24 protein-coding genes and 1 tRNA gene are annotated in these 21,991 nt (G+C 64.6%); 12 read left to right on the top strand and 13 right to left on the bottom strand.

The window, feature by feature from the left end; all coding sequences use genetic code 11:
• Positions 1–4: 4 nt before the first annotated feature.
• Positions 5–1,111, bottom strand: a complete 1,107-nt coding sequence (locus AC3DET_RS12765) for an NADH:flavin oxidoreductase/NADH oxidase (protein ID WP_446538397.1) — start codon at positions 1,109–1,111, stop codon at positions 5–7.
• 142 nt (positions 1,112–1,253) lie between these two features.
• Here AC3DET_RS12765 and AC3DET_RS12760 point away from each other — a divergent pair, with 142 nt between their 5' ends.
• The 5 genes from AC3DET_RS12760 to AC3DET_RS12740 all read left to right on the top strand — a co-directional run bounded on the left by AC3DET_RS12760 (position 1,254) and on the right by AC3DET_RS12740 (position 4,724).
• Positions 1,254–3,149, top strand: a complete 1,896-nt coding sequence (locus AC3DET_RS12760; RefSeq protein WP_446538398.1) for an MFS transporter — start codon at positions 1,254–1,256, stop codon at positions 3,147–3,149.
• Between the two features lie 111 nt (positions 3,150–3,260).
• A complete protein-coding gene (locus tag AC3DET_RS12755; RefSeq protein ID WP_142126183.1) occupies positions 3,261–3,560 on the top strand; it encodes a CD225/dispanin family protein in 300 nt (99 codons plus the stop codon).
• A gap of 19 nt (positions 3,561–3,579) precedes the next feature.
• Complete coding sequence (locus AC3DET_RS12750; protein ID WP_298120400.1) at positions 3,580–3,942, top strand: CD225/dispanin family protein; 363 nt, start codon at positions 3,580–3,582, stop codon at positions 3,940–3,942.
• 4 nt (positions 3,943–3,946) lie between these two features.
• Entirely contained in the window at positions 3,947–4,369 is a 423-nt protein-coding gene (locus tag AC3DET_RS12745; protein ID WP_488391872.1) for a DUF2752 domain-containing protein, read from the top strand.
• Between the two features lie 85 nt (positions 4,370–4,454).
• Positions 4,455–4,724 carry a CD225/dispanin family protein gene (locus AC3DET_RS12740; RefSeq protein WP_142126186.1) on the top strand — a complete coding sequence of 90 codons (270 nt, stop codon included), beginning with the start codon at positions 4,455–4,457 and terminating at the stop codon, positions 4,722–4,724.
• Between the two features lie 59 nt (positions 4,725–4,783).
• Here AC3DET_RS12740 and AC3DET_RS12735 read toward each other — a convergent pair whose 3' ends face one another.
• Genes AC3DET_RS12735 through AC3DET_RS12710 form a run of 6 tightly spaced genes read right to left on the bottom strand, consistent with a single transcriptional unit; the run spans position 4,784 to position 9,054 of the window.
• Complete coding sequence (locus AC3DET_RS12735; protein ID WP_488391871.1) at positions 4,784–5,677, bottom strand: hypothetical protein; 894 nt, start codon at positions 5,675–5,677, stop codon at positions 4,784–4,786.
• A gap of 38 nt (positions 5,678–5,715) precedes the next feature.
• A complete protein-coding gene (nudC, locus tag AC3DET_RS12730) occupies positions 5,716–6,666 on the bottom strand; it encodes an NAD(+) diphosphatase (RefSeq protein WP_488391870.1) in 951 nt (316 codons plus the stop codon).
• A 20-nt stretch (positions 6,667–6,686) separates the two neighbouring features.
• Positions 6,687–7,073, bottom strand: a complete 387-nt coding sequence (erpA, locus tag AC3DET_RS12725; protein WP_337731766.1) for an iron-sulfur cluster insertion protein ErpA — start codon at positions 7,071–7,073, stop codon at positions 6,687–6,689.
• Positions 7,074–7,110: 37 nt separating this feature from the next.
• Entirely contained in the window at positions 7,111–7,839 is a 729-nt protein-coding gene (locus tag AC3DET_RS12720) for a DUF6776 family protein (protein ID WP_488391869.1), read from the bottom strand.
• Positions 7,840–7,886: 47 nt separating this feature from the next.
• Positions 7,887–8,318 carry a bactofilin family protein gene (locus tag AC3DET_RS12715; RefSeq protein ID WP_192202291.1) on the bottom strand — a complete coding sequence of 144 codons (432 nt, stop codon included), beginning with the start codon at positions 8,316–8,318 and terminating at the stop codon, positions 7,887–7,889.
• A gap of 1 nt (position 8,319) precedes the next feature.
• Complete coding sequence (locus AC3DET_RS12710; protein WP_488391868.1) at positions 8,320–9,054, bottom strand: DUF6776 family protein; 735 nt, start codon at positions 9,052–9,054, stop codon at positions 8,320–8,322.
• A 98-nt stretch (positions 9,055–9,152) separates the two neighbouring features.
• On the opposite strand from AC3DET_RS12710, the gene AC3DET_RS12705 reads away from it, so the two are divergent.
• The 3 genes from AC3DET_RS12705 (at position 9,153) to AC3DET_RS12695 (ending at position 14,258) form a co-directional block, all read left to right on the top strand.
• Positions 9,153–9,773 (top strand): DUF4126 domain-containing protein, encoded by a 621-nt coding sequence (locus AC3DET_RS12705; RefSeq protein ID WP_142126192.1) that lies wholly within the window; start codon positions 9,153–9,155, stop codon positions 9,771–9,773.
• 82 nt (positions 9,774–9,855) lie between these two features.
• A complete protein-coding gene (locus tag AC3DET_RS12700; protein ID WP_488391867.1) occupies positions 9,856–11,754 on the top strand; it encodes an EAL domain-containing protein in 1,899 nt (632 codons plus the stop codon).
• A 38-nt stretch (positions 11,755–11,792) separates the two neighbouring features.
• On the top strand, positions 11,793–14,258 hold the full coding sequence (locus AC3DET_RS12695) for a hybrid sensor histidine kinase/response regulator (protein WP_488392152.1): 2,466 nt from the start codon (positions 11,793–11,795) through the stop codon (positions 14,256–14,258).
• Here AC3DET_RS12695 and bfr read toward each other — a convergent pair.
• The 3 genes from bfr to AC3DET_RS12680 form a co-directional block, all read right to left on the bottom strand.
• Positions 14,225–14,701: a bacterioferritin gene (gene bfr / locus AC3DET_RS12690; protein WP_337731770.1), complete on the bottom strand. Its 477-nt coding sequence runs from the start codon at positions 14,699–14,701 to the stop codon at positions 14,225–14,227. The genes AC3DET_RS12695 and bfr overlap by 34 nt on opposite strands.
• Positions 14,702–14,821: 120 nt before the next feature.
• A complete protein-coding gene (locus tag AC3DET_RS12685) occupies positions 14,822–15,034 on the bottom strand; it encodes a (2Fe-2S)-binding protein (RefSeq protein ID WP_337731771.1) in 213 nt (70 codons plus the stop codon).
• 67 nt (positions 15,035–15,101) lie between these two features.
• A complete protein-coding gene (locus tag AC3DET_RS12680; protein WP_337731772.1) occupies positions 15,102–15,701 on the bottom strand; it encodes an RNA pyrophosphohydrolase in 600 nt (199 codons plus the stop codon).
• Positions 15,702–15,817: 116 nt separating this feature from the next.
• Here AC3DET_RS12680 and AC3DET_RS12675 point away from each other — a divergent pair.
• Both AC3DET_RS12675 and AC3DET_RS12670 read left to right on the top strand, forming a co-directional pair.
• Positions 15,818–15,894: transfer RNA gene (locus tag AC3DET_RS12675), tRNA-Met, on the top strand.
• 176 nt (positions 15,895–16,070) lie between these two features.
• Positions 16,071–17,327, top strand: coding sequence for a tyrosine-type recombinase/integrase (locus AC3DET_RS12670; RefSeq protein WP_488391866.1), 1,257 nt, complete (start codon positions 16,071–16,073; stop codon positions 17,325–17,327).
• Positions 17,328–17,427: 100 nt separating this feature from the next.
• Here the strand turns inward: AC3DET_RS12670 and AC3DET_RS12665 are convergent, their stop codons facing one another.
• The 3 genes from AC3DET_RS12665 to AC3DET_RS12655 all read right to left on the bottom strand — a co-directional run bounded on the left by AC3DET_RS12665 (position 17,428) and on the right by AC3DET_RS12655 (position 20,354).
• On the bottom strand, positions 17,428–18,273 hold the full coding sequence (locus tag AC3DET_RS12665) for a hypothetical protein (RefSeq protein ID WP_488391865.1): 846 nt from the start codon (positions 18,271–18,273) through the stop codon (positions 17,428–17,430).
• 130 nt (positions 18,274–18,403) lie between these two features.
• A complete protein-coding gene (locus tag AC3DET_RS12660) occupies positions 18,404–18,916 on the bottom strand; it encodes a hypothetical protein (RefSeq protein ID WP_488391864.1) in 513 nt (170 codons plus the stop codon).
• Between the two features lie 433 nt (positions 18,917–19,349).
• The gene (locus AC3DET_RS12655) at positions 19,350–20,354 is read right to left on the bottom strand and encodes a protein NO VEIN domain-containing protein (RefSeq protein ID WP_488391863.1); all 1,005 of its coding nucleotides are present in this window, start codon (positions 20,352–20,354) and stop codon (positions 19,350–19,352) included.
• A 235-nt stretch (positions 20,355–20,589) separates the two neighbouring features.
• Between AC3DET_RS12655 and AC3DET_RS12650 the strand changes: the two genes are divergently transcribed.
• Positions 20,590–21,480, top strand: a complete 891-nt coding sequence (locus AC3DET_RS12650) for a helix-turn-helix transcriptional regulator (protein ID WP_488391862.1) — start codon at positions 20,590–20,592, stop codon at positions 21,478–21,480.
• 64 nt (positions 21,481–21,544) lie between these two features.
• Positions 21,545–21,976, top strand: a complete 432-nt coding sequence (locus AC3DET_RS12645; protein WP_488391861.1) for a limonene-1,2-epoxide hydrolase family protein — start codon at positions 21,545–21,547, stop codon at positions 21,974–21,976.
• Positions 21,977–21,991 lie beyond the last annotated feature (15 nt).

Raw genomic sequence — 21,991 nt, 5'->3', positions numbered from 1 at the left:
TCGGCTATCGCGCCTGCACGAAGTTCGCCGCGTGCTCGCGCGGCGCGCTGCGCAGGTACTGCGGCGCGACCGCGATCTTCGCGTCCAGCGCCACGGCCGCATGCCATGGCCAGCGCGGGTCGTAGAGGATGCCGCGTGCGAGCCCGATGGCATCGGCCCGATCCTGCTGCAGAATGTCTTCGGCATGTCGCGGCTCGGTGATCAGGCCTACCGCGATCACCGGCATCGCGACATGCTGCTTGATGGCGGCGGCGAACGGCACCTGGTAGCCCGGCTCCAGGGTGATCTTCTGCGCGGGATGCAGGCCGCCGCTGGAGACATGGATGAAGTGGCAACCCCGTGCGTCGAGCGCCTGCGCCAGGGCGATGCTCTGGGCAGGATCCCAGCCACCCTCGACCCAATCGGTGGCGGAAATGCGGATGCCGACCGCCATCGACGCGGGTACGGCCGCCTTGATCGCATCGAACACCTGCAGCACCAGCCGCATGCGGTTTTCCAGCGAACCGCCATACGCATCTTCGCGATGATTGCTGAGCGGCGACAGGAACTGGTGCAACAGATAGCCGTGCGCCGCATGGATCTCGATCAGGTCCAGACCCAGCCGCACCGCACGCCGCGCGCTGTCGGCGAACGCAGCGACGACCGCATCGATGCCCGCCTGGTCCAGCGCAACCGGCGGAGGATGCCCTTCGGCATAGGGCATGGCCGATGCCGATACGGTCTGCCATCCGTGTTCGGCACCGGGCGCGATGGCGGCACCGTGGTGCTCCCACGGGCGGTGCGTCGACGCCTTGCGTCCGGCATGGGCGAGCTGCACGCCGATCGCCATGGAGGAATATCGACGCGTGGCGGCGAGCGCCGTGGCGAATGCCGCTTCGGTAACGTCATCCCACAAGCCGAGATCGGCCCAGCTGATGCGTCCTCGCGGCTCGACTGCCGTCGCTTCGACGATCGCGAGCCCGGCACCGGACTGGGCGAGGTTCGGCCAATGGAAGGCATGCCACTCGGTGGCGCGCCCCGCTTCGGCGGAGTACTGGCACATCGGCGCGATCACGATGCGGTTGGGCAGGCGCAATGGCCCCAGATCCAGGGGTGAGAACAGACGGCTCATGAGGGAAGGTGTCGACGACGTGGGGGCGCCACTATCCCCCTGCCCCTGTGGCCCATCAATGCCACGGGCGGAACACTGTCGGGCGCACCGGCTCGCGGAGCCATCGTGATTTGCTAGGCTGCGCGCAACCCACGGAGGGCGCATGTCCAGCCACAGCCAGTTCTCGCTGCTGAAACAACGACGGTTCCTGCCGTACTTCACCGTCCAGGCGCTGGGCGCCTTCAACGACAATGTCTACCGTCAGGCGATCATCGCGCTGCTGTTCTTCCTGGGCGCCAGCGATGGCGAACTTTCGCTGTACGCCACGCTGGCGCCGGCGATCTTCATCCTCCCCTACTTCCTGTTCTCCGCCATCGCGGGCCAGTTCGCCGAGAAGCTGGAGAAGCACAGGCTGATCGTCATCACCACGACGATGGAAATCGCCATCATGTCGCTGGCGGCGGTCGGTTTCCTGCTGCAGAACATGCCGGTCCTGCTGGTCGCGCTGTTCTGCACCGGCGTGCAGTCCACCCTGTTCGGGCCGGTGAAGTATTCGGTGCTGCCTTCGATCCTGAAGCCGGAGGAACTGACCGGCGGCAATGGCCTGGTCGAGATGGGCACCTCGATCTCGATCCTGTGCGGCATGATCGCCGGCGGCATGATCTTCCAGGTGGCCGGAGTTTACGGCCCGCAGGCGGCCGCCATCGCCATCGTGTTGCTGGCGGTGCTGGGCAACGCCGTGTCACGCCTGATCCCGCGCATGGACGCGGGTGCGCCCGACCTGGTCATCCGCTGGAACCCGATCCCGGAATCGCTCGCCGTGCTGCGCATGGCCAAGCAGCAACTCGCCGTGCGCAACGCCATCCTCGGCGTGTCGTGGTTCTGGTTCTTCGGCACGCTGCTGACTTCGCAGCTGCCTGCCTACGCGAAGCTGCACCTCGGCGCGGCCGACGGTTCGTCGACGCTGTACGTGTTCGCACTGGCGCTGTTCTCGGTGGGCACGGGCGTGGGTTCGCTGCTGTGCGAGAAGCTGTCGGGGCGCACTGTCGAGATCGGCCTGGTACCGGTGGGCGCGTTCGGCATGACGGCGTTCCTGCTCGATCTCTACTTCGCCAGGCCGGGCGCCGCGCCCGCCACCGGGCTGGGGGTAGCCGAGTTCGTCCGCCAGGCCGGCAGCGTGCGGATCATGATCGACCTGGTCGGCATCGGCATGTTCGCGGGCATCTTCGTGGTGCCGCTGTTCGCACTGATCCAGAGCCGCACGGACAATTCGCGGATGGCACGGGTGTTCGCCGCACTCAACATCCAGAACTCGGGCTTCATCGTACTGGCCGCGCTGGTCGGTCTGGGCCTGCATGCGCTGGGCTGGAGCGGCCCGCAGATCTTCCTCGCGCTGGCCATCGCCAACGCACTGGTGGCGATCTGGATCTTCACCATCGTGCCCGAGTTCCTGATGCGCTTCCTCAGCTGGCTGCTGGTGCGCGGCCTGTACCGGCTGCGCCTGCACGGCATCGAGAAGCACGTGCCGGACGAGGGCCCGGCATTGATCGTGTGCAACCACGTCAGCTACATGGACGCGCTGATCCTGGCCGCGACGATCCCGCGTCCGGTGCGCTTCGTCATGTACTACCGGATCTTCAACATCCCGGTGATGAGCTGGATCTTCCGCACGGCCAAGGCCATCCCGATCGCCGGCGCGCGGGAGAACCCGGACCTGATGCGGCGCGCATTCGAGGAAATCGACGCGGCCCTGGCGGCGGGCGAGATCGTCGGCATCTTCCCCGAAGGCGCGTTGACGAAGGATGGCGAGATCGCTGCGTTCAAGTCCGGCGTGGAGAAGATACTCGAGCGCCGCCCGGTGCCCGTCGTGCCCATGGCGCTGAAGGGAATGTGGACCAGCATGTGGAGCCACCGCGATACCCGGATGGGGCGCATGCGCGTGCCCCGTCGTTTCCGCGCGCACGTTGACGTGGTGGCCAGCGAACCGCTGGATGGCACCGCCGTGACCGCCGAGGTCCTGGAGGCGCGGGTGCGCGCGCTGCGCGGTGATGCGGCGTGACGGTTTCGCCGGCCCTGCCGCTCGGTTAGTCTATCGGGGGGAGTGCAGGGGCATGACGTTGTCGCCTGCCGAGAACATCAACGCCGTTTCACTTGCCTTCGGAAGACCACCATGAGTGCCACGCCGCCGCTGCCGTCGCAGCACGCGCCCTATGTGCCCAATCATCTGGTGTGGGCCATCTTGAGCACGCTGTTCTGCTGCCTGCCGCTGGGCATCGTCTCCATCGTGTTCGCCGCGCAGGTGGACGGCAAGCGCGCCGCAGGCGATCTGGCAGGCGCGCTGGATGCGTCGAGCAAAGCCAAGCTATGGGCACTGGTGTCCGCGGCCTGCGCGCTGGTGCCGTTGGTCCTGTATCTGTTGTTCGTTTTCTTCATTGGCGGTGTCAGTCTGCTGGGCGGACTGAGCGGCTGAAGCCCACAGGAATCTCCAGATGAATGCGATGCCTCCTCTTCCAGACGCCGCTCCCCAGAACATCCCGAACCATCTGGGCTGGTCGATTGCCGTCACCGTGATCGCCGCCTTCGCGACGTTCTGCACGTGTTGCGGTCTGGGCGCCATTCCGGGCGTCATTGCCATCTTTTTTTCCACGCAGGTCAACAGCAAGCTGCGTCAGGGCGACCTGGCCGGCGCGCGCAGCGCTGCCACCGTGGCAAAGATCCTTTGCTGGGTGACGGTGGGGTTTGCCCTGCTGTGCGTCGTGTATCTGGCCTGGAGCATCCACAGTGCCGGCGGCATCGACCAGTTCGAAGTGATGTTCCGGGAAGCTGTTGAGCAGGCACAGCGGCAGCGTTGACGCCATGACGAGTGCGTCCTTACAGCGTGCCGGCATCGCCATTGCCAGTCTGGCAGGCGTGGCGGCATTGGTGGCTGGCGTCTGGCTGCTGCGTACATTCGACCCCAACGCGGTCGGCAATCCTTTTCCTGCCTGCCTGTTCAGAACCCTCACCGGCTTCTACTGCGCGGGCTGCGGCGCCACCCGCGCGCTCCACGCCCTGGTGCACGGCGACGTAGGCAAGGCGTTCTCCATGAACCCCCTGCTGGTGTCCGTGCTGCCGCTCCTTCCGGTGCTTGCGGCCTGGTCGCTGGGCTGGCGTCCCGCGTGGCTCCATCCGTTCGTGCAGCGCGTCTCTTCCCCTGTCCTGTGGCTGCTTTTGCTCTCGGGATTCTGGGTTTTCCGCAACCTGCCCTGGGTACCGTTCACCTGGTTGGCGCCGGGCTGACACCTGTTGCACGCTGGCCTTGCGCTCACCGTCCACTTACGCTTCCACCGCCCCAAACCTTCAACATCCTCAAGGAGCCAAGCACATGAACACGAATTCGCAGTACGTCCCCAACCATCTGGTGTGGGCGATCCTCTCCACCCTGTTCTGCTGCCTGCCCCTTGGCATCGTTTCGATCGTGTTCGCCGCCCAAGTCAACGGCAAATTGGCCGTGGGCGACATGGCGGGCGCGCAGGAGGCATCGGACAAGGCGAAGAAGTGGGCCATGTGGTCCGCGATCGCAGGCGTGTCGCTGGCGGTGCTCTACATCATCTTCATCTTCGCGATGGGCGGCATGGCAGCAATGTCCCAGTAAGGGACACCACGTCAAAGCGCGAAAAAGCCCGCTCCCGCGGGCTTTTTCATTCGCGACCGTCAGCTGACCCAGCCACCGATCACGAACACGGCAAGCAGTGCCAGCCACAGCAACAGGATGCGCCAGACCAGGCTCATCGCGTCGCGCAATTCGGGCAGTTCGCGCATGGCCTGGACCATGCCCTCCTCGGCGTATTCCTCCGCTTCCTCGGCCAGTTCGCAGCGCACGCTGGCGCGTGCGGCGTGGCCAAGGAATCCGGTGTCCAGCCGGAAGCGCGTGCCGCCGGCTTCGCGCCAGGCGGTGAACACCGTATCGAAGTTGCCGACCAGCGCCATCGCCAACGTCATCAACTGGGCGACGGGCCAGTCCAGTGCGGTCTTCACCGCACGCGCGCCAAGGCGATTCTCTTCGGGCAAGGTCGAGGCCCATTCGTCCTGCGTCGCCAGTACCGACAGGCGATAGAGCACCGCGCCGACCGGGCCCAGCAGCAGGAACCAGAACAGCACGCCGAACCAGCGTTGCAGCGCGTTGACGAACACCGCTTCCACCAACGCCGGCCCATCCAGCGCCGCTGCTTCACCGGTCAGTCCGAGCCGGGCGATCGCGGTGCGACGGGCAGGCGCATCATGCGCGTCGATGACGGCCTCGACATCCACGTCCAGGTCGCGCGGCCCCCAGGCGTAGACCAGCACCGCGATATCGAACAGCAGGCCGGGCAACCCGTACAGGGGACCATCGAGCATCCATTGCAGCAGCGCGACCATCAGCAACACCGGCACCATGGCCAACGCGATGCCGTAGCGCGCCTGCCAGACGCCCGCGCCGCCGGAGCGCTCGCCCAGCCAGCGCAACCATGCCCCATACCATGCGTACTGGCGGAACGATGCGACCAGCGCGGGTGCGACATGCCCCAGCACCAGCGCAAGCACGACGGCGACGAGCGTGATCGACATGCAATTCCTCCGAGCCGGGATTCTAGCGCGGCTGTCTGTTAATGCCCGGTCTTGTCAGGGATCTTCGAGTCGCGCGTCGCGCGCATGCCGGCATGCCAGTGTTCTATCAGCGAGCGCGCGATGGAGATGGACGGCGACAGCAGCAGCCCGTCGCCCGTGTTGTCGTCTCCACGCGCGAGTGCGGCATCGATCTCGTCGAAGGTGAACCAGCGCGCGTCCTCGAGTTCGCCGTCCACCTGGGGCGGATCCGGCTCGGCATCGGCGCAGAATCCCAGCATCAACGCGCCCGGGAACGGCCACGGTTGCGCGCCGAGGTAGCGGCAATCGCGCACCCGCACCTGCGTTTCTTCGAGCACTTCGCGCGCAACGGTCTGCTCCAGCGTCTCGCCGGGTTCCACGAAGCCCGCGATGACCGAGTAGCGGCGTGGTGGCCACGATGCCTGCCGCCCCAGCAGCAGGCGCTCGCCATCGCTGGCCGCAACGATGACGGCAGGGTCCACGCGCGGATAATGATCCTTGCCGCACTGCGTGCAATGGGCGATGTAACCCGCGCGGCGGAACGTGATGGCGCCGCCGCAGGCGCTGCAGAAGCGCGTGGACGATTGCCAGTGCAGGAGCGCTCGCGCCATGGCGAACACGCCGGACATGAAGGCAGGCCATGTCGCGGCCGCGCGCCGCAGGTCCAGCCACGATGGCGCCTGCACCGCATGGTGCCGGGCATGCGCCGCGAACCATGCCACGCCATCCTTCAGCCCCAGGAACAGGCTCGCCCCCGGCCCACCGCCGAGCGACGCGCCTTCCGGTGCCAGCAGCGCACCGTCGGCTTCCACCATCGCGCGCCCGTCGTCGTCCAGCAGCATCACGCGGGCGGCCGGCCACAAGGCGGTCAACGCGTCGGTGTCGTCGCGCAGCGCGTCGGCGCGATCCAGCGTATCGCCCGCGAAGGCGAAACCGGTGAGCGACACGGTGGAGGAGACGGGACCTGTCACGGAACGCGGCAGGCCGGCATTCACATGCTGAAACTGCTGCCGCAGCCGCAGGTGGTCTTGGCGTTGGGGTTGCGGATGACGAACTGCGCACCCTGCAGGCTTTCGCTGTAGTCCACTTCCGCGCCCATCAGGTACTGCAGGCTCAGCGGGTCGACCAGCAGCGACACGCCATCGGTATCCACGGCCACGTCGTCTTCGGCACGGTTCTCGTCGAACTCGAACCCGTACTGGAAGCCGGAACAGCCGCCGCCCTGGATGTAGACGCGCAAGGCCAGGGCTTCGTTGCCTTCCTCCTGCACCAGCTCGCGCACCTTGGCCGCCGCGGCAGGCGTGAAGTTCAGCGGCCGGTCGATGGACTGGTAGTCCGGAGCGGCGGCTGCGGTCGGCAGGGAAACGACGGTAGTCATGGCGAAAGGATGGGGGCTGGCGGGAGGCAGTTCAAGCTCAACGTGTGCCGGTGCTGCCTTCGCCCGCGCCTTCCTTGGCCGCCGCCTGCGCCCACGGGAACGATTGCTCGACGGCTGCGCCACTTTGCGGCACCACGCGGGCGATCACGCGGACAGGCTTGAAACCCGGCGGCAGCAGCAGGTCGCCTTCGACCTGCTGGAAGTACTTGAACGAATACGGCACGCCGGGCGCATTGGGCTGCTGCCGCAGATCGGCCCACCCCAGGCGGCGCAGCTTGCCCGCCTCGGTGCCCTCCACCGATACCAGCAGGCGGCCGGCGTTGACGGCGCCGCGATTGAGGTTCTGCGTGAGCGTGGCGGTGAAGTGCCACGCCTGCTCGTCCTGCGGCTGCAGGGTGAGCTCGTGCACCGACAGGCCACGGCGCTGTGCGGTGGCACCGACGAAACGCTCGTAGAAGGCCACGTCGGCGCGCAGGCCGGCGATTTCCTCGTCGCGTTCGGACAGCGTGGCCTGCAGGTCGCGGTTGGCGTCACGGGTGATCTGGTCCGAGCGCGCCAGCGTGGCGCTGCGCTGCTCCAGGATCTCGATGCGCTGCTGCTGCTCGCGCGACTGGGCGGCCGTGGGGGCCTCGCCCACATGGCGCGCGAACATCTGCCAGAGACCCCAACCGCCAAACGAAAGCGCCACCGCCAACACGGCGATCAACACGGGCCAGCCCACCAGCCTGGGGGGCGGGACACTGGGCGGTACGGGCTGGGGACTCATGGCCGCAGGATAGCGCGGCCGATCCCAGCGGGCTCTGAATGCCCCAATCAGGCGTCGGCGGTGGCCCACGCTTCCGGCAAGGCAGCACCGTCATGCGACGGCGACCCCGCAGGCACGGCATCCGCATGCACCAGGCGCCCGGTCAACTGCGCGCCCGCGCTCATCTCGACGACCTTGTAATGCAGGTTGCCCTGTACGCGCGCCTTGGCGGCCAGCTCGATCCGGTCGAAGGCATGCACGTCGCCGGTCATGCGGCCGTTGATGACCACCACGGGCACCTGCACTTCGCCTTCGATGCTGCCCTGCTCGGCCAGCGTCAGGACGGCGCGCTCGCCGGCTTCGGCGATGACCTTGCCCTGGATATGGCCTTCCACGTACAGGCCGCCACTGAACACCACGTCGCCACGGATGGTGACCTGTGGCCCGATGAGCGTGTCGATGGCGCCCACGTCGGGACGGATGGGCTTGGTCTTGAACATCTCACTTGCCTCCTGCGGCTGTGGCGGTCTTCCAGTCGAAGGCCTGCTCCACCGCTGCGTCTGCGCCATTCAGCGTCACTTTGACGCGCTGTGGCGTGAACCCGGGCGGCAGCATCACGTTGCCATCCAACTGCTGGAAATAACGGAATGAATAGGTCTGCCCCGGCGCGCTGCGCTGCTGGTGCAGTTCGTCCCACTGCACCGCGGCCAGCTTGCCTTCGCGCACGCCCTCCACGGTGAAGCGCATCTGGCCCTGGCTGATCGCGCCGCGGTTGAGCGTCTGCGTCAGCATGATCTGGTAACGCCAGGTGCCGCCGGCCTCCGGTGCGAACTCGGCCACGTGCACGCTCAGGCCCTTGCGCTGGCTGGTCGAACCGACCAGGCGCTCATAGAACGCCACATCGGCACGCAGCGCAGCGATCTCTTCGTCGCGCTCGGCCAGCGCATCCTGCACCTCGGCATTGGCCGCGCGGCTGATCTGATCGGAGCGGGAGAGCGTGGACTCGCGCTGGCGCAGGTTGCGCAGTTCGCCGCGCACCACGGCCAGCTCACGTTCCGCCTGTATACGATTGGCATCGGCCTTCGCCAATCGCGGCGCGGCGGTGTAGCTGGCGGCGAACCACATGGCCGCCAGGCTGCCTGCCCACGCCAGACCGAACAGCAAGGAGGCTCCACGACGACGCACAGCCGCGTCACGCGGCACGATCCTGAAGCGGGATGGAGCAGGCGCAGACATGACGGACAAGCGGCATGCGGCACTCAGCCGGCAGCCAGACGGGACCCCTATACTCGCCGCAGTGGCGCGAGCCCATGAGTCTAACGGGAGTAGCCGGCATGTCCGAAGCGCATCTTTTCGTAATTGGGATCCTGTTGGCATGGATGGCCGGGATCCGCGTCTATCTCACCGTTTTCGGATTGGGCCTCGCCGGGGCGCTGGGCTGGCTGGATCTGCCGCCCGCCTTGCAGGTGACCGAGTCCTGGTGGGTGCTGGGGACGTCCGGGGCGCTCGCGTTGACCGAATTCTTCGCCGACAAGATCCCGGGCGTGGACTCTGGCTGGGACCTGCTGCAGACCCTGGCCCGCGTGCCGGCAGGTGCGTTCCTCGCAGCCGCCACCCTGTCGCCGGACGGCCAGCTCAGTGGCGGCGCGCTGGCGGCGGGTGCCGGCGTGGCGCTCACCAGCCACCTGCTGAAGAGCGGGTCGCGCGCCCTGATGAACACCTCGCCCGAGCCGGTCAGCAACTGGACCGCCTCGGTGGCGGAAGACGCCGTGGTCGTGGGCGGCCTTGCGATGGCCTTTGCGCACCCCTGGATTGCGTTGTTCCTTGTGATCGGAGTGTCGCTGCTCATCGCGCTGGCGGTCTGGTGGGTCTGGCGCAGCGTGTCGCGCGGACTGAAACGCTTGTTGCAGACAGCGCCTTCAGCTCCCGTGTCGCCCCCGACCTCCGGCCCGTGACAGGCGTCGGCGCATCGGGGATCATGGGTCTGCCTCACCCGTGAACTTCATCGCATAATGGGGCTCAGCTTGGGGAAGCCTGATGTCCGCCATCGATTCCACATCCCGCCCGCAGGATGAGCCTTCACGCTCGCGCCTGCGCGCAGAAACCCCGCCGGCGCACCATTGGCGCCGCTGGGTGGACGATGCCACCCCCGAAGACGCGGCCGAACCCGGCGCCGGAGAGCCCGTCGAGATGACCAGCCAGCCCCCCACGCCTACCGAGCCCCCCGCGAGGTCCACGCCCCCGCCGGCACCGGCTGCCGCGACGCCGGCTGGACCCCGTGAACCCGTCGATCCGGAATCGCCCTATCGCGTGCTGATCGTCGAAGACGACCGCGGCCAGGCCCTGTTCGCCCAGAGCGTGCTGCATGGCGCCGGCATGCAGGCCGACGTGCAGATGCAGTCCGATGGCCTGCTCGATGCCATGCGCCGCTTCCGTCCCGACCTGGTGCTGATGGACCTGCACATGCCCGGCAGGGACGGCATGTCGCTGACCATGCTGCTGCGGCAACAGCCCGAGTACCTGCACCTGCCGATCGTGTTCCTGACCGGCGATCCGGACCCGGAACGCCAGTTCGAAGTCCTGGAGAGCGGCGCGGACGACTTCCTCAACAAGCCGATCCGGCCCCGCCACCTGATCGCGGCGGTGTCCAACCGCATTCAGCGCGCGCGCCAGCGCAGCCAGGCCCAGCAGGCGCCGCGGCCCTCGCTCAACACCGATACCGGCCTGCCCACCCGTACCTTCGTGCTGCAGCAGCTAGGCGAGTCGCTGCAGCGGCAGGGGCGCGGCGGGCTGTTCTTCGTCGAGGTCAACAGCGCGCTGAGCCTGCGTGAACGCTATGGCTATGCGGTGTTCGAGCACCTGATGAGCCAGGCCGGGCGCCAGCTGGCTGCCGCTGCGTCGCCGCACCCGGTGGCGCGATTGAACGACAACAGCTTCCTGATGCTGGCCGACAGCGTCGACGAGGCGACCCTGGCCGCCCTGGCGCAGCAGTTGCGCGACGGACTGGCCGGGCATGACTTCGAAACCCGCCCCAGCGAAGTGCTCAAGCTTCGCGGCTCGATCGGCTACACCGCGCTGTCCCTCGGCTTCGCCGACGCCGGCAGCGCGCTGGAGGCCATCGAGCGTGCCGTGCTGCAGGCCCGCCTGAAGTCCGACAGCCTGGCCGAGTACATACCGGCCCAGGTCGACGACGACGCCCCGCGCATCTCGCTGGAGGATGGCCAGTTCGAACTGGCCTACCAGCCGATCGTGGCGGTGGCTGGCAACGACCAGGCGCAATACCAGGTGCTGCTGCGCATGCGCCAGCCCGATGGCTCGCTGCTGCCCGCGTCACAGGTGATCCCGGCGGCCGAACTCGCCGGAGGCATCGCGCAGATCGATCACTGGGTGCTGGAGCACGCACTGTTCGTGCTGGCCGAGCGACAGGCCATGGGACCGTCGCTGCGCCTGTTCGTCTCGCAGTCGCCACGCTCGCTGGCGCGCGAGTCGCATGCTCCCTGGCTGCTGGATGCGCTGCGCGCGCGCGGCATCGAGGGCACGTCGCTGGTCATCGACCTGCGCCTGTCCGACGCCCTGATCCACACCGTCACCCTGCGGCAGTTCTGCCAGCAGCTGATGCCGGCCGGCGTGCAGTTCTGCCTCAGCCAGTTCGAGCCCGGAGTGGAAGCCGACGCCCTGCTGACGCAGCTGCCGCTCGGTTTCGTACGTGTTTCCAGCAAGTACGCCAGCGCCCACGCCGATCCGGTCCTGCGCGACCAGTTGCGCGGGATCATCGACAACGCCCACCGCCAGGGCCTGCAGGTGATCGGACAGCAGATCGAAGATCCCCAGGCCGCAGCGGCCATGTGGATGGGCGGTGTCGACTTCATCCAGGGCAACCTGGTGCAGGCAGTCGGCAGCGAGCTCGGTTTCGACTTCCACAACGCGGTGCTGTAACGATGCCCACCACCGGACGGACGCCGGTGATGCCGTGGGTGACGGTGGCGCTGGCTGCGTCGTCGGTGGCGTCGATGGGCCTGCACTGGGCGGGCATCGCGGGCCCCTGGATACCCGTCGCACTCGGAACAGGCGCGGCGGGGCTGGCCGCGGCCGTCGCCGCCGGGCTGCAATCGCGCAGCGAAGCCCATCAGCGCGCCGGTGTGCAGGCGCGTGCGGCGATGGCCGAATCCGAGCGCGACAGCCTGCAACGCGATCTGCAGCGGCACGACCGGCTTGAACAGGAATTGATGCGCGCCAAGCAGGCCGCCGAATCCGCCGCGATGGCCAAGGGCGAATTCCTGGCCACGATGAGCCATGAAATCCGCACCCCGCTCAACGGCATCGTGCCGATGCTGGAGATGCTGTCGCGTGCACCGCTGGCACCGGACCAGCGCGAGATGCTGAGCACGGCCACCGCATCCTCGCACCAGCTGCTGCGGATCGTGGACGACATCCTCGACTACTCCAAGCTCGAGGCGAACAAGCTGGATCTGGAGATCACCGGATTCAACCTGCGCGAACTGCTCGACAGCGTGCTGCAGCTCATGTATCGCCCCGCGGAAAACAAGGGGCTGCGGCTGAGCCTGCAACTGGATCCTGCGGTGCGCCTGCCGGTCCGTGGCGACCCTGTGCGGTTGCGCCAGGTGCTCACCAACCTGGTCGGCAACGCGATCAAGTTCACCGATCGCGGCTCGGTCACGCTGGTGGTGCGACGGCTCGGCGAAACCGCCGCGCAGCATCTACTGCGCTTCGAGGTGCGGGATACCGGCATCGGCATCGAAGAAGATGCACGCCATCGCCTGTTCCATTCCTTCAGCCAGGCCGATGCGTCCACCACCCGACTGTACGGCGGCACCGGGCTCGGCCTGGCGATCTGCCGGCGCATCGTCGACCTGATGGGCGGCCGCATCGACGTGGTCTCGGAGATCGGGCGCGGCTCCACGTTCTGGTTCGAAGTGCCGCTGATGAAGGTCATCGGCGACCTGCGCCAGCGCGACAACGGCGCGCTGGACCATGGCCGCGTGCTCATCGTCTCCCCCGATGCCCGGCTGCGGCAGCGACTCACGCTGCTGGCCACCAACTGGGGCATGCAACCGGTGGCGGTGGAAACCACGCAGGAAGCGCTGGACCGGCTGCGCCTGGTCAGCGAACAGGCGCAGCAGGATTATCTGGCCGTCCTCGCCGACATCGGTGGCATCCGCAGCACCGCCCTGGCGCTGCATCGCGCCATCGCGCGGCGTCCTTCACCGGATCCGCTGCGCCTGGTCTGGCTGTACGGGGACGAGACCGTCCCGACCGAGCTGCACCCGCGCAGCACCCTGCTGTCGCGGCAGTCACCGGATGCGGACCTCCGTGCAGCGCTGACCGGTGCGGCGCCGGAGCCTGACCAGGAAGCGGGTGCCGCCGCGATGGAAGAGATATTTCCGGAAGCCAGGACCACTGCTTTGCCGCTCGATCCCGCGCCGCCCAGCCTGACCGAGGCACGTGAGGCGCAGACACCGGTCGTCCCTGCCGTTCGTGAGGCGGAGGCGCCCGCTGCGGGCCCGGAACCTGCCGTTATCAGCGCCATGCGCACCGAGCCCCGCCTGCTGCTGGTGGAAGACAACCCGGTCAACCTGCTGGTGGCGCAGAAGCTGCTGTCGGCACTCGGCTTCAACTGCGAGACCGCGGCCAATGGCGACATCGCCATCAAGCGCATGCAGGTGGAGCACTTCGATCTGATCCTGATGGACTGCCAGATGCCGGTCCTGGACGGCTACGCCGCGACGCGACGCTGGCGCGACCTGGAGGCGCAGCGCGCCGATGGCGTCCGCCTGCCCATCGTCGCGATGACCGCCAATGCGATGGCCGGGGACCGCCAGCGCTGCCTGGATGCCGGCATGGACGACTATCTCGCCAAGCCGGTGTCGCGCGAGCAACTGGAAAGCTGCCTGCACCGCTGGCTGCCGGACCGCATGAACTTCGTGCTGCGCAACGCCGCGCTCGTGCCCGCCGCGGAACCGGCACCGCCGGTCCCGGCTGTCGCCACCGCGCGCGCGCCGGCGCCGAGTTTCCCGGTGCTGGACCAGACCATGCTGGAAGAACTGCGCGAGATCGCCGGCGACGAAACCACGCGCATCATCACCATCTTCCTGGAAGACGCGCCGCGCCTGATCGGCACGCTGGAGAAGGCGGCTGCCGTGCCCGATCTGGATGCCATGCGCGATGCGGCGCATACGCTCAAATCATCCAGCGCCAACGTGGGCGCGATGGCGTTGTCGGCCGCCGCCAAGCGTGTGGAACTGGGCGCACGCGCCCGCAAGCTGGAGCGCCCGGCCGTCGCCGTGGCGCTGGTCATCGCCGAATACGCGCGTGCGCGCATGGCGCTGCAGGGCTACGCCGCGCAACAGCTCGGCAGGCCGCTGTTGCCGCCGGCAGCGGCGAACGGTCAGTCGTCGCCTTCGAGCTTGGTCAGCAGGTAATTCGGCTCGCCGATGCGGTCGATCACCGACAACTGCGTTTCCAGCCAGTCGATGTGCTCTTCCTCGGAATCGAGGATGTTGGCGAACAGCTGCCGGCTGACGTAGTCGGCCACCGATTCACAATAGGCGATCGCTTCGCGCAGCGGCGGCAGCGCTTCCTGTTCCAGCGCCAGGTCGCACTCGAGGATCTCGCGCGGCGTTTCGCCGATGCGCAGTTTGCCCAGCGCCTGGAAGTTGGGCAGACCATCGAGGAACAGGATGCGTTCCGACAGCTTGTCGGCATGCTTCATCTCGTCGATGGATTCCTTGTACTCGTGTTCGGCCAGTTCCTTGAAGCCCCAGTTCTTCAGCATCTTGGCGTGCAGGAAGTACTGGTTGATGGCGGTCAGCTCGTTGTAGAGCGCCTTGTTGAGGTATTCGATGACCTTGGCGTCGCCTTTCATGGCCATGCTCCGTGGGCGGAAGGACGGCAAAGGTTAGCCCGTGCACGCGCGCCGTGACGGAACGCGAATCGTGATCATTCTGGAAGGATGCCGCACCGCCGACGGGCGGTCGCGTGGACGTCAGGCTGCGTGCGAGAGCGTCAGGATGGGGAACAGCGGCTCGCGCGATGCGGGTTGCGCGGCCTGAAGCACGTCCATCGCCATGTCCAGGCAGCTGCCGCAGTTGGCGCCCGCGCCCGTACGCATGGTCAGCTCGGCCACGGTGGTGCATCCCGCGGTGGCGGCTTCACGTATCTGGCGGTCGGTCACGCCGTTGCAGATGCAGACGTACACGGTGGCGGTGGCAGTGCGGCGGGCACGGGATGGCCCGCCACCATTTCACCCAAGATGAGAATGATTGTCAATTCTTGGCAGGCTCACCGGTACCACCCCGTTTACGTGCCGGCCGGTCACGACCACGCCAGCGGGATCCTTCCACCGAAGCCCGGGGGTCGGGCAGCTGTGGCGGGATCGCCTGCGGGCCCGCGACGCCGCGGGCAAACGAGGCCAGGTGCCCCAGCGCGCTGGCGTACACGCGGCGCTTGAACATGACCACGTGCTCGAGCGGATACCAGAAATCCACCCAGCGCCAGTGGTCGAATTCCGGGCTCTCGGTCAGGTCCAGGCGGACGTGGGCTTCGTCGCCGACCAGACGCAGCAGGAACCACACCTGTTTCTGGCCGATGCAGACCTGGCGTTCGTTGCGCCGGATGGCGCGGGGGGGCAGACGATAGCGAAGCCACCCGGGCGTGACGCCCAGAACTTCCACATGTTCGGGCAACAGGCCGGTTTCTTCGCGCAACTCGCGGTACATGGCCTCGACCGGTGTCTCGTCCGTGTTCATGCCGCCTTGCGGGAACTGCCAGCCATCCCGGCGCACGCGTCGCGCCCAGAACACCCGGCCGTCCGGCCGCATCAACACGATGCCGACGTTGGGTCGGTAGCCGTCCGGATCGATCACGATGCGGACTCCATAAATCTACTGTGCCCGACTCTGCCACGCCCCGCCGCAGGCGACAAGCGCGGCGCCCCGGCTTGACAGGCAGGGGGTCGAAATGAAGAATACGCGGTTCACGCGGCTATGTAGCTCAGCCGGTTAGAGCACAGCACTCATAATGCTGGGGTCGGTGGTTCGAGTCCACCCATAGCCACCACGCGGTAGTACAAGCAAGTCCAACGAAGGCCGGAAAGCCCAGTAAAACCAAGGCTTCCGGCCTTTTTTATGCCCGATGTAGTCCGAGGGAATCCATTGCAAGCCGGCGGTAAGGGGCGGTAACTTTGACGGTAAGCGACCTACCGCCAAAACTGTTACCGCCAAGGCCCTTTCGGCATGCCTCTGACCGACACCGCGATTCGCAAAACGAAACCTGAACAGAAGCCGCTTAAGTTGCGCGATGGCGGCGGTCTTTACCTGATTCTCAGGCCCGATGGCGCGCGCTGGTGGCGGCTGGACTACCGCCGTCCGGTCTCCGGAAAGCGAAATACTCTCAGCCTGGGGACCTATCCCGATACAAGCCTCGCCGAGGCGCGCAGTGAGCGGGATCTGGCGCGCAAGCAACTCGCCAAGGGGATCGATCCTGGCGAACACCGAAAGGCAGAGCAGTCGGCTGGGATCGAGCGAGCAGGTAACAGCTTTGAGGTCATCTCACGCGAATGGTTGGCCATAAAGGCTCATGGCTGGACCAACAGCCACCATGTCAAGCAGCAGATGCGTCTTGAAGGCCATGTCTTCCCCTGGATCGGCAAGAAACCGATCGCGGAAGTAGGCGTGTCCGATCTTCGCCCCTTACTCGCCCGCATGGTTGAGCGCAGTCATCATGAGCAAGCTCACCGGGTCATGGCGGCCATAAGCAGCGTATTTAGATACGCGGTGGCTACCGAGCGCGCCGAACGCAATCCGGCTGCGGACTTGGGTGCTGCCCTACCTTCCCGCAGGAAGCGCAGCTTTCCAACCATTACGGACCCGAAGCTGGTGGGGGGACTTTTGCGAGCCATGGATGGATATCGTGGCGAGGCCGTAACGGCGGCCGCACTGAAGTTGGCGCCGATGACCTTCGTTCGTCCGGGCGAACTGCGCGGCGCTCGCTGGGCTGAGTTCGACCTGGATCATCCCGATGGCGCGCGCTGGGTTATCCCTCCCGCCCGCAGGAAGCTGCCCAAGGCAGAAAAAGAGAACCCGAGCGCCGAGCCGCATGTGGTACCGCTTGCTGAGCAGGCCGTAGCCATCCTCCGAGACCTACAGCCACTCACCGGCCACAGGGAATACGTCTTCCCCGGTGTCCGCGACCCCAAGCGCTGTATGTCGGAAAATACCGTAAATGCGGCCTTGAGAAACCTTGGCTACGATGGCGACACTATTGTCGGGCACGGCTTCCGCCACATGGCTTCCACTCTGCTCAATGAGCTTGGATTCAACCCCGACGCGATCGAGCGCCAACTTGCCCACAAGGGCCAGGGTGTACGAGCGATCTATAACCTTGCGAAGCACCTTCCCGAGCGGAAAAAGATGATGCAGGCTTGGGCTGACTATCTGGATGCATGCAAGCAAATGGGAGTTGACCAGCAACTCAACTCCCGAGCGGCCTGATACCGTCTAGAGAGCCGGAAATTTCCCTGCAAGAAGTGGATATAGACGACTAGGCGAACTGAGAGTAGTGCAACGAACAGGTCTAGCTCTGGACAAATGTCTAGGCTTTGCGATCGGTGCGAGGAAGTACCGGACTAATCGGCTCCCGATGCTTAGGGGCAAGAAAAACTGATAGTCGCTTCCCGATTTCACTATCGAGCTCAATTAGCTTCTCTCGATAATGCCTCATTAGCTCGATGTACGAGGCCTCATCGTTCCGGACAGAATCATCACTGCCAGGCGAAGCCACCCTACGGCGAAGATCGAGGATTATGTCAGTAAGCAGAGCGGCGTAGTCGCGAAGCAAGTCAAGGTGCTCTAAGCGTACGGCACGGATGATCAGTAGCTCTTCTCTTGCCGATAGAAACTTTTCACGTGCCGCCAACGCCTGCGCAAGAACATTGACGAGAGACTCCGTTGAGTCTTCGGCTGCGAGCCGAAATGTGGTGAGAGCCCGGAACGCTCTTGTAGTCTTGAGCAAAGCCCCTGAAAGCTCAACTAGAGCCTTGTCGCGACGCTCTCGCTTTCTAAAGTCTTCTTGATACTCAAGCTCCGCGAAGTGAGTCGCAGAATCCACCGCCGCCCCGAATTCTCGAAGCCTCGTCTCAACCGCCTCTCTAAATTGCTCGCTCACATATCCGGAAACAACGTTAGCAAGAACTTCATGCGTGCTCTCTATCATTGCGCTCCTATCCTTGAGCGTCGCCTCATGCTCACGCGCGCCAACATCCATGACTCTATTGAAGACCAATGCAAATAGTGCACCCAAACCGGACAGCAGCATAACAACGATGGTCCCCACAAACTCAAGCTTTGTACTCCATGAGCTCAAGCGGTAAACATTTACAGCATGAAGGGCCGCAACTGCAGTGATAGTGAATGCGATTGCAAAGAGAAGATATGGCAACAGTCTCCGAACAGACATACGAAATTCCTCTGAGAGCCCTATTGATCCCCGACCTATTTCAGTTCTGACGAAGCGCTATCTTATTGGCACAGAGGTGCGACCCACTGAAGATATTGCATGCTAATTGAGGCTAATCAATGAGCCGTGCACCTGTAAAAACCCCACCCACAAGAACAATCAGCATCAACAACGTGATAAATCCCGACGCGAACATCATCTGCAATAGCAGCGTCCATCTGATCTTCCATGCTTCTATAAATGTAACGATGATTCTCTTTCCCAGTGCTGTTCGATTAGGCTCTGCCGTTGCATCAGTTAACTGAGCTCCACAATCTTTGCATGCCTCTATGCTGCATGACGAACTGGCTTGGACCTCACCCAATCTCTCCTTCACAGCTTTATCCAGTTCGTCAAGGCTAGTGCAAAATTCTAGGCCGAAATTAATTGAGTTTGCGACGATACTTAGTACCGCAGTGGCCAACAGAGCGAAGAAGAACAGTGTCACCCCCCAGTTGGATAGATCCCACTCCCTGAAGTTAAGTCGAGTGCTGATGAAGAATGCCAATGAGAGAATCGCAATCTGTGGCGTTAGGTTGCGAAGAAATTCAAGAAAAGGCTTTCGTCCTTCATCAAACAAATGCATCAAGTTTCTCCAGTTTGCGTAGCTACGCAATAGTCGAACAGATCCCGCTGACAACTTACTTAGCCCCCCCCTAATGGCGGGCCTTCCCAGCTTGATATTAGGGTCGCCAGGGCCGACAAACAAGCTGACGGAAGCCGGTTTCGCTAGTCCGGAAAGTCGATACACTGAGGCTAGCGCTGATGCAGACCTGTGCACGGCTCTGCTCGGAAAAAGTCGAGCGCCAAGAATCAAAGCTAAGACAAGGTAGCTAGCCCGCGCGTCGCGGGTCTTGGGTCGTGAACGGCGCAATGTAGGCAAGAATCAAAGCCGCGATGCACTGCACCTGAAAGACGCCGGAGCACGTCAGCATTCGATAAACTTGGACACCGCTCATCTTCAACGCAATCTACGCAGCGCGCGAAGTCACCAGTATCGAGATCGTTCTGGGCCCCATCTAGCTTGCGAGATGGGGAGCACTTATGCGCGCAGCAACGCAGTCTTTGAAACTCAATATGCGGTTGTCGTCAGTAGACCAGCATGGCACCAGCTCCGCCGCCTCCTTGTACCGAAAGATATGGGCTTTCTCGCTTGCGGTACCCGCTTCCGTCACGATGTAGATCACGTAATGCGACCGAATCTCGGCGCAGTTCACCTGTTCGTACTCGTTGGGAGTCAGTTCCGCAGCGGGATGCCGGCCAGACGTGCCTTTCACCTCGATATATAGAATTTCCCCGCTACGTTGGCGTACTTCCAAGTCCCAGCCTCGCGCTAGGTGCTCGACGGACGTGACGCAGGTGCGATCACGCATGGCCGTCCGGTAGTAAGCAGTCGCATGGGCGATCGCTGCCTTCTCAATTCGGCGGCGCTCCGCCAAATCAGCCTGCCTTCCACCGCCAGCTCTTTTGCTTTCCTTGCGCTTCTTACGCGTCGCCCCCTGCCATGTCCCATCAGAGTCGATGAACTTGCGAACGACAGGATTGAGCTCGTCATTTCCGTAGTAGATGACACTTCGCCCAAAGCCGATCTGCGGCAAATCAGGTGACGGAAAGGTACGCAGCTCGCGCGGGACAAGCTTTGAGCCTGCCTCCGGGGCAGTGATCTGGCAGAAGATGTGCTCTGATCCCAGCCGCCAAGCGCTGGCTTGGGGTAACTTGAAGATTGTTGCATCGCGGTACCAGCCCACGATCACATAACGCCCGTTTTCCGGATGACGTGCCACCCAAACTACGGTTATGCCCGTTGCGAGGTCACGTGTGTGGTGAGCGAAGTTTCGGATGCGAATGTTGTTGCGACCCGGAACGTAGCCATAGTACAGGCCGCGCTTAGGCTTGAAGTTGAAAGCCTCATGACCCTCACCGTTCTTGCGAATGTAACCGTGGCCGCCCCGAATCGGGTCACGCCCGATGTCTCCTCGGTACTCGACCATCCACCCAATGTTGATGAAAACAATATCCTGCATCGCGCCCTCCCCCACCGTGGCTAACGCCATAATGCCTCAACGTTAACGGCATATGGGTCTGGTGGCGCCGACAGGATGGGAATGAGTCCCTTGTTACGAGAGGAGGTTAATGTCCGTCCAGGCTCGAAGTCGGACGCTCTCGATATAGGACAGTAACTGTCCGCGGCAATCTCGGCGTTGGTTGTTGTCCGGCGTTCCGGGGAGTAGCGTTGTCTGCCTGCCTGAGATCGGATCCATGACTAGCCTGGCATCATTGGCCATTCCCGAAGTACTGCTCACCAGCGCCGATAGGAGCTGGTCGCGTATGGAGGCGCATCTCATGCGCTTTCCAAAGGGTCTTTCTCATGCCCCGAGCGCGGATGTTCATCGCTTGGGCATGCACGTAGGCCCACCGGTCAATGCCCGCTGTGCGTGCGATGGACGCCGTGCGCGCCGCGTACAGAAGTCGGGGGATATCGATATCGTTCCCGCCGGGATGGATGGCACCTGGGAGGACGAGGCCGACGTCCATGTGCTGCAGCTGAGCCTGGACCCCAGGCTGCTGACTGAGGTGGCGGGCGAGTTGGGGGTGGATGACCGGGCCGCCGAGCTGCTACCTCGCTTCCAGATGCGTGATACCCGCATCGAGACCATTGGCTGGGCAATCAAGGCAGACCTTGAGGCCGAAACCCCCTCGGATCCTCTTTACGTGGATCTGCTGGCCAATGCCTTGGCCGTGCGCCTGATCGAGACGATTGACCGACAGCCTGCGCCCAATACCGGGCGCACCCAGAAGTTCTCTGATCGCCAGCTCAAGCTGCTGACCGAGTTCATTGAAACCAACCTGGATCGCAAGCTCTACCTGTCGGACTTGGCCGATGCCGTCGGCATCAGCGGCACCCGCCTGAAGACGCTGTTTCGCAACAGCACAGGCATCCCGGTCCATCAGTACGTGATCCGGCGCCGGGTCGACTATGCCAAGGCGTTGCTGACCACCACGGCCATGCCAGCGAGTGAGGTGGCGGTAGCCGCCGGCTTCTCCCACCAGAGCCATATGGCCTCGACCATGCGTCGCATCACCGGCCAAGCCCCCAGTGACATCGCCCGGCTGACCTCTTTCGGTCCGAAGCTGCAACGGCGCGTCTGATCCTGCGCGACGCCGCCTCAGGTGGCATCCACCCTGTGGTCTCCCCCTTCCGCAGGAGAGACCCATGTCCATTGATGCACGCGATGATCAGACCCAGGGCGCCATTGCCCTGGTACGTGAGTACTTCGATTCGGTAGGCCCGACCGCCGAGCAGTTCTGGCGCTCCTTCGACGCCTACTTCGACGAGAACACCGTCTGGGAGAACGTGGGCGTCTCGCGCACCGTGGGTCGGGACCAGGCCATCGCCTTTGCCAAGGCCTTCCCGGTGAGATTCGATCACATGAGGATCGAGGACGTGTCGCTGGCCGGCGCGGGCAACCGGGTGTACGTCGAGCGCATGGACCATTTCTGCAAGGCAGACGGGACCATCGTGTCCTCGATCAAAGCCTTGGGTGTGTTTGAGATCAACGGCAACAAGATCGCCAGCTGGCGCGACTACTTCGACACCGCCGGCTTTGCTCGCTCGGCGCCCACTGGCCTCTACACCGAGGCCTGACGCGCTGTCCGTTGT

It is taken from the genome of Pseudoxanthomonas sp. 97-1-1, assembly GCF_057773125.1.
This window is presented reverse-complemented; position numbering and strand designations above follow the sequence as displayed.

Excerpts from the sequence above, each read along its gene's own strand:
- AC3DET_RS12645 (WP_488391861.1), top strand. The coding sequence starts at position 21,545 with ATGTCCATTGATGCACGCGATGATCAGACCCAGGGCGCCATTGCCCTG.
- AC3DET_RS12650 (WP_488391862.1), top strand. The coding sequence starts at position 20,590 with ATGACTAGCCTGGCATCATTGGCCATTCCCGAAGTACTGCTCACCAGC.
- AC3DET_RS12710 (WP_488391868.1), bottom strand. The coding sequence starts at position 9,054 with ATGTCTGCGCCTGCTCCATCCCGCTTCAGGATCGTGCCGCGTGACGCG.
- bfr (WP_337731770.1), bottom strand. The coding sequence starts at position 14,701 with ATGAAAGGCGACGCCAAGGTCATCGAATACCTCAACAAGGCGCTCTAC.
- AC3DET_RS12735 (WP_488391871.1), bottom strand. The coding sequence starts at position 5,677 with ATGTCGATCACGCTCGTCGCCGTCGTGCTTGCGCTGGTGCTGGGGCAT.
- AC3DET_RS12715 (WP_192202291.1), bottom strand. The coding sequence starts at position 8,318 with ATGTTCAAGACCAAGCCCATCCGTCCCGACGTGGGCGCCATCGACACG.
- AC3DET_RS12765 (WP_446538397.1), bottom strand. The coding sequence starts at position 1,111 with ATGAGCCGTCTGTTCTCACCCCTGGATCTGGGGCCATTGCGCCTGCCC.
- AC3DET_RS12740 (WP_142126186.1), top strand. The coding sequence starts at position 4,455 with ATGAACACGAATTCGCAGTACGTCCCCAACCATCTGGTGTGGGCGATC.
- AC3DET_RS12655 (WP_488391863.1), bottom strand. The coding sequence starts at position 20,354 with ATGCAGGATATTGTTTTCATCAACATTGGGTGGATGGTCGAGTACCGA.
- AC3DET_RS12670 (WP_488391866.1), top strand. The coding sequence starts at position 16,071 with ATGCCTCTGACCGACACCGCGATTCGCAAAACGAAACCTGAACAGAAG.
- AC3DET_RS12760 (WP_446538398.1), top strand. The coding sequence starts at position 1,254 with ATGTCCAGCCACAGCCAGTTCTCGCTGCTGAAACAACGACGGTTCCTG.
- erpA (WP_337731766.1), bottom strand. The coding sequence starts at position 7,073 with ATGACTACCGTCGTTTCCCTGCCGACCGCAGCCGCCGCTCCGGACTAC.
- AC3DET_RS12660 (WP_488391864.1), bottom strand. The coding sequence starts at position 18,916 with ATGCATTTGTTTGATGAAGGACGAAAGCCTTTTCTTGAATTTCTTCGC.
- AC3DET_RS12750 (WP_298120400.1), top strand. The coding sequence starts at position 3,580 with ATGAATGCGATGCCTCCTCTTCCAGACGCCGCTCCCCAGAACATCCCG.
- AC3DET_RS12700 (WP_488391867.1), top strand. The coding sequence starts at position 9,856 with ATGTCCGCCATCGATTCCACATCCCGCCCGCAGGATGAGCCTTCACGC.
- AC3DET_RS12755 (WP_142126183.1), top strand. The coding sequence starts at position 3,261 with ATGAGTGCCACGCCGCCGCTGCCGTCGCAGCACGCGCCCTATGTGCCC.
- AC3DET_RS12705 (WP_142126192.1), top strand. The coding sequence starts at position 9,153 with ATGTCCGAAGCGCATCTTTTCGTAATTGGGATCCTGTTGGCATGGATG.
- AC3DET_RS12745 (WP_488391872.1), top strand. The coding sequence starts at position 3,947 with ATGACGAGTGCGTCCTTACAGCGTGCCGGCATCGCCATTGCCAGTCTG.
- AC3DET_RS12720 (WP_488391869.1), bottom strand. The coding sequence starts at position 7,839 with ATGAGTCCCCAGCCCGTACCGCCCAGTGTCCCGCCCCCCAGGCTGGTG.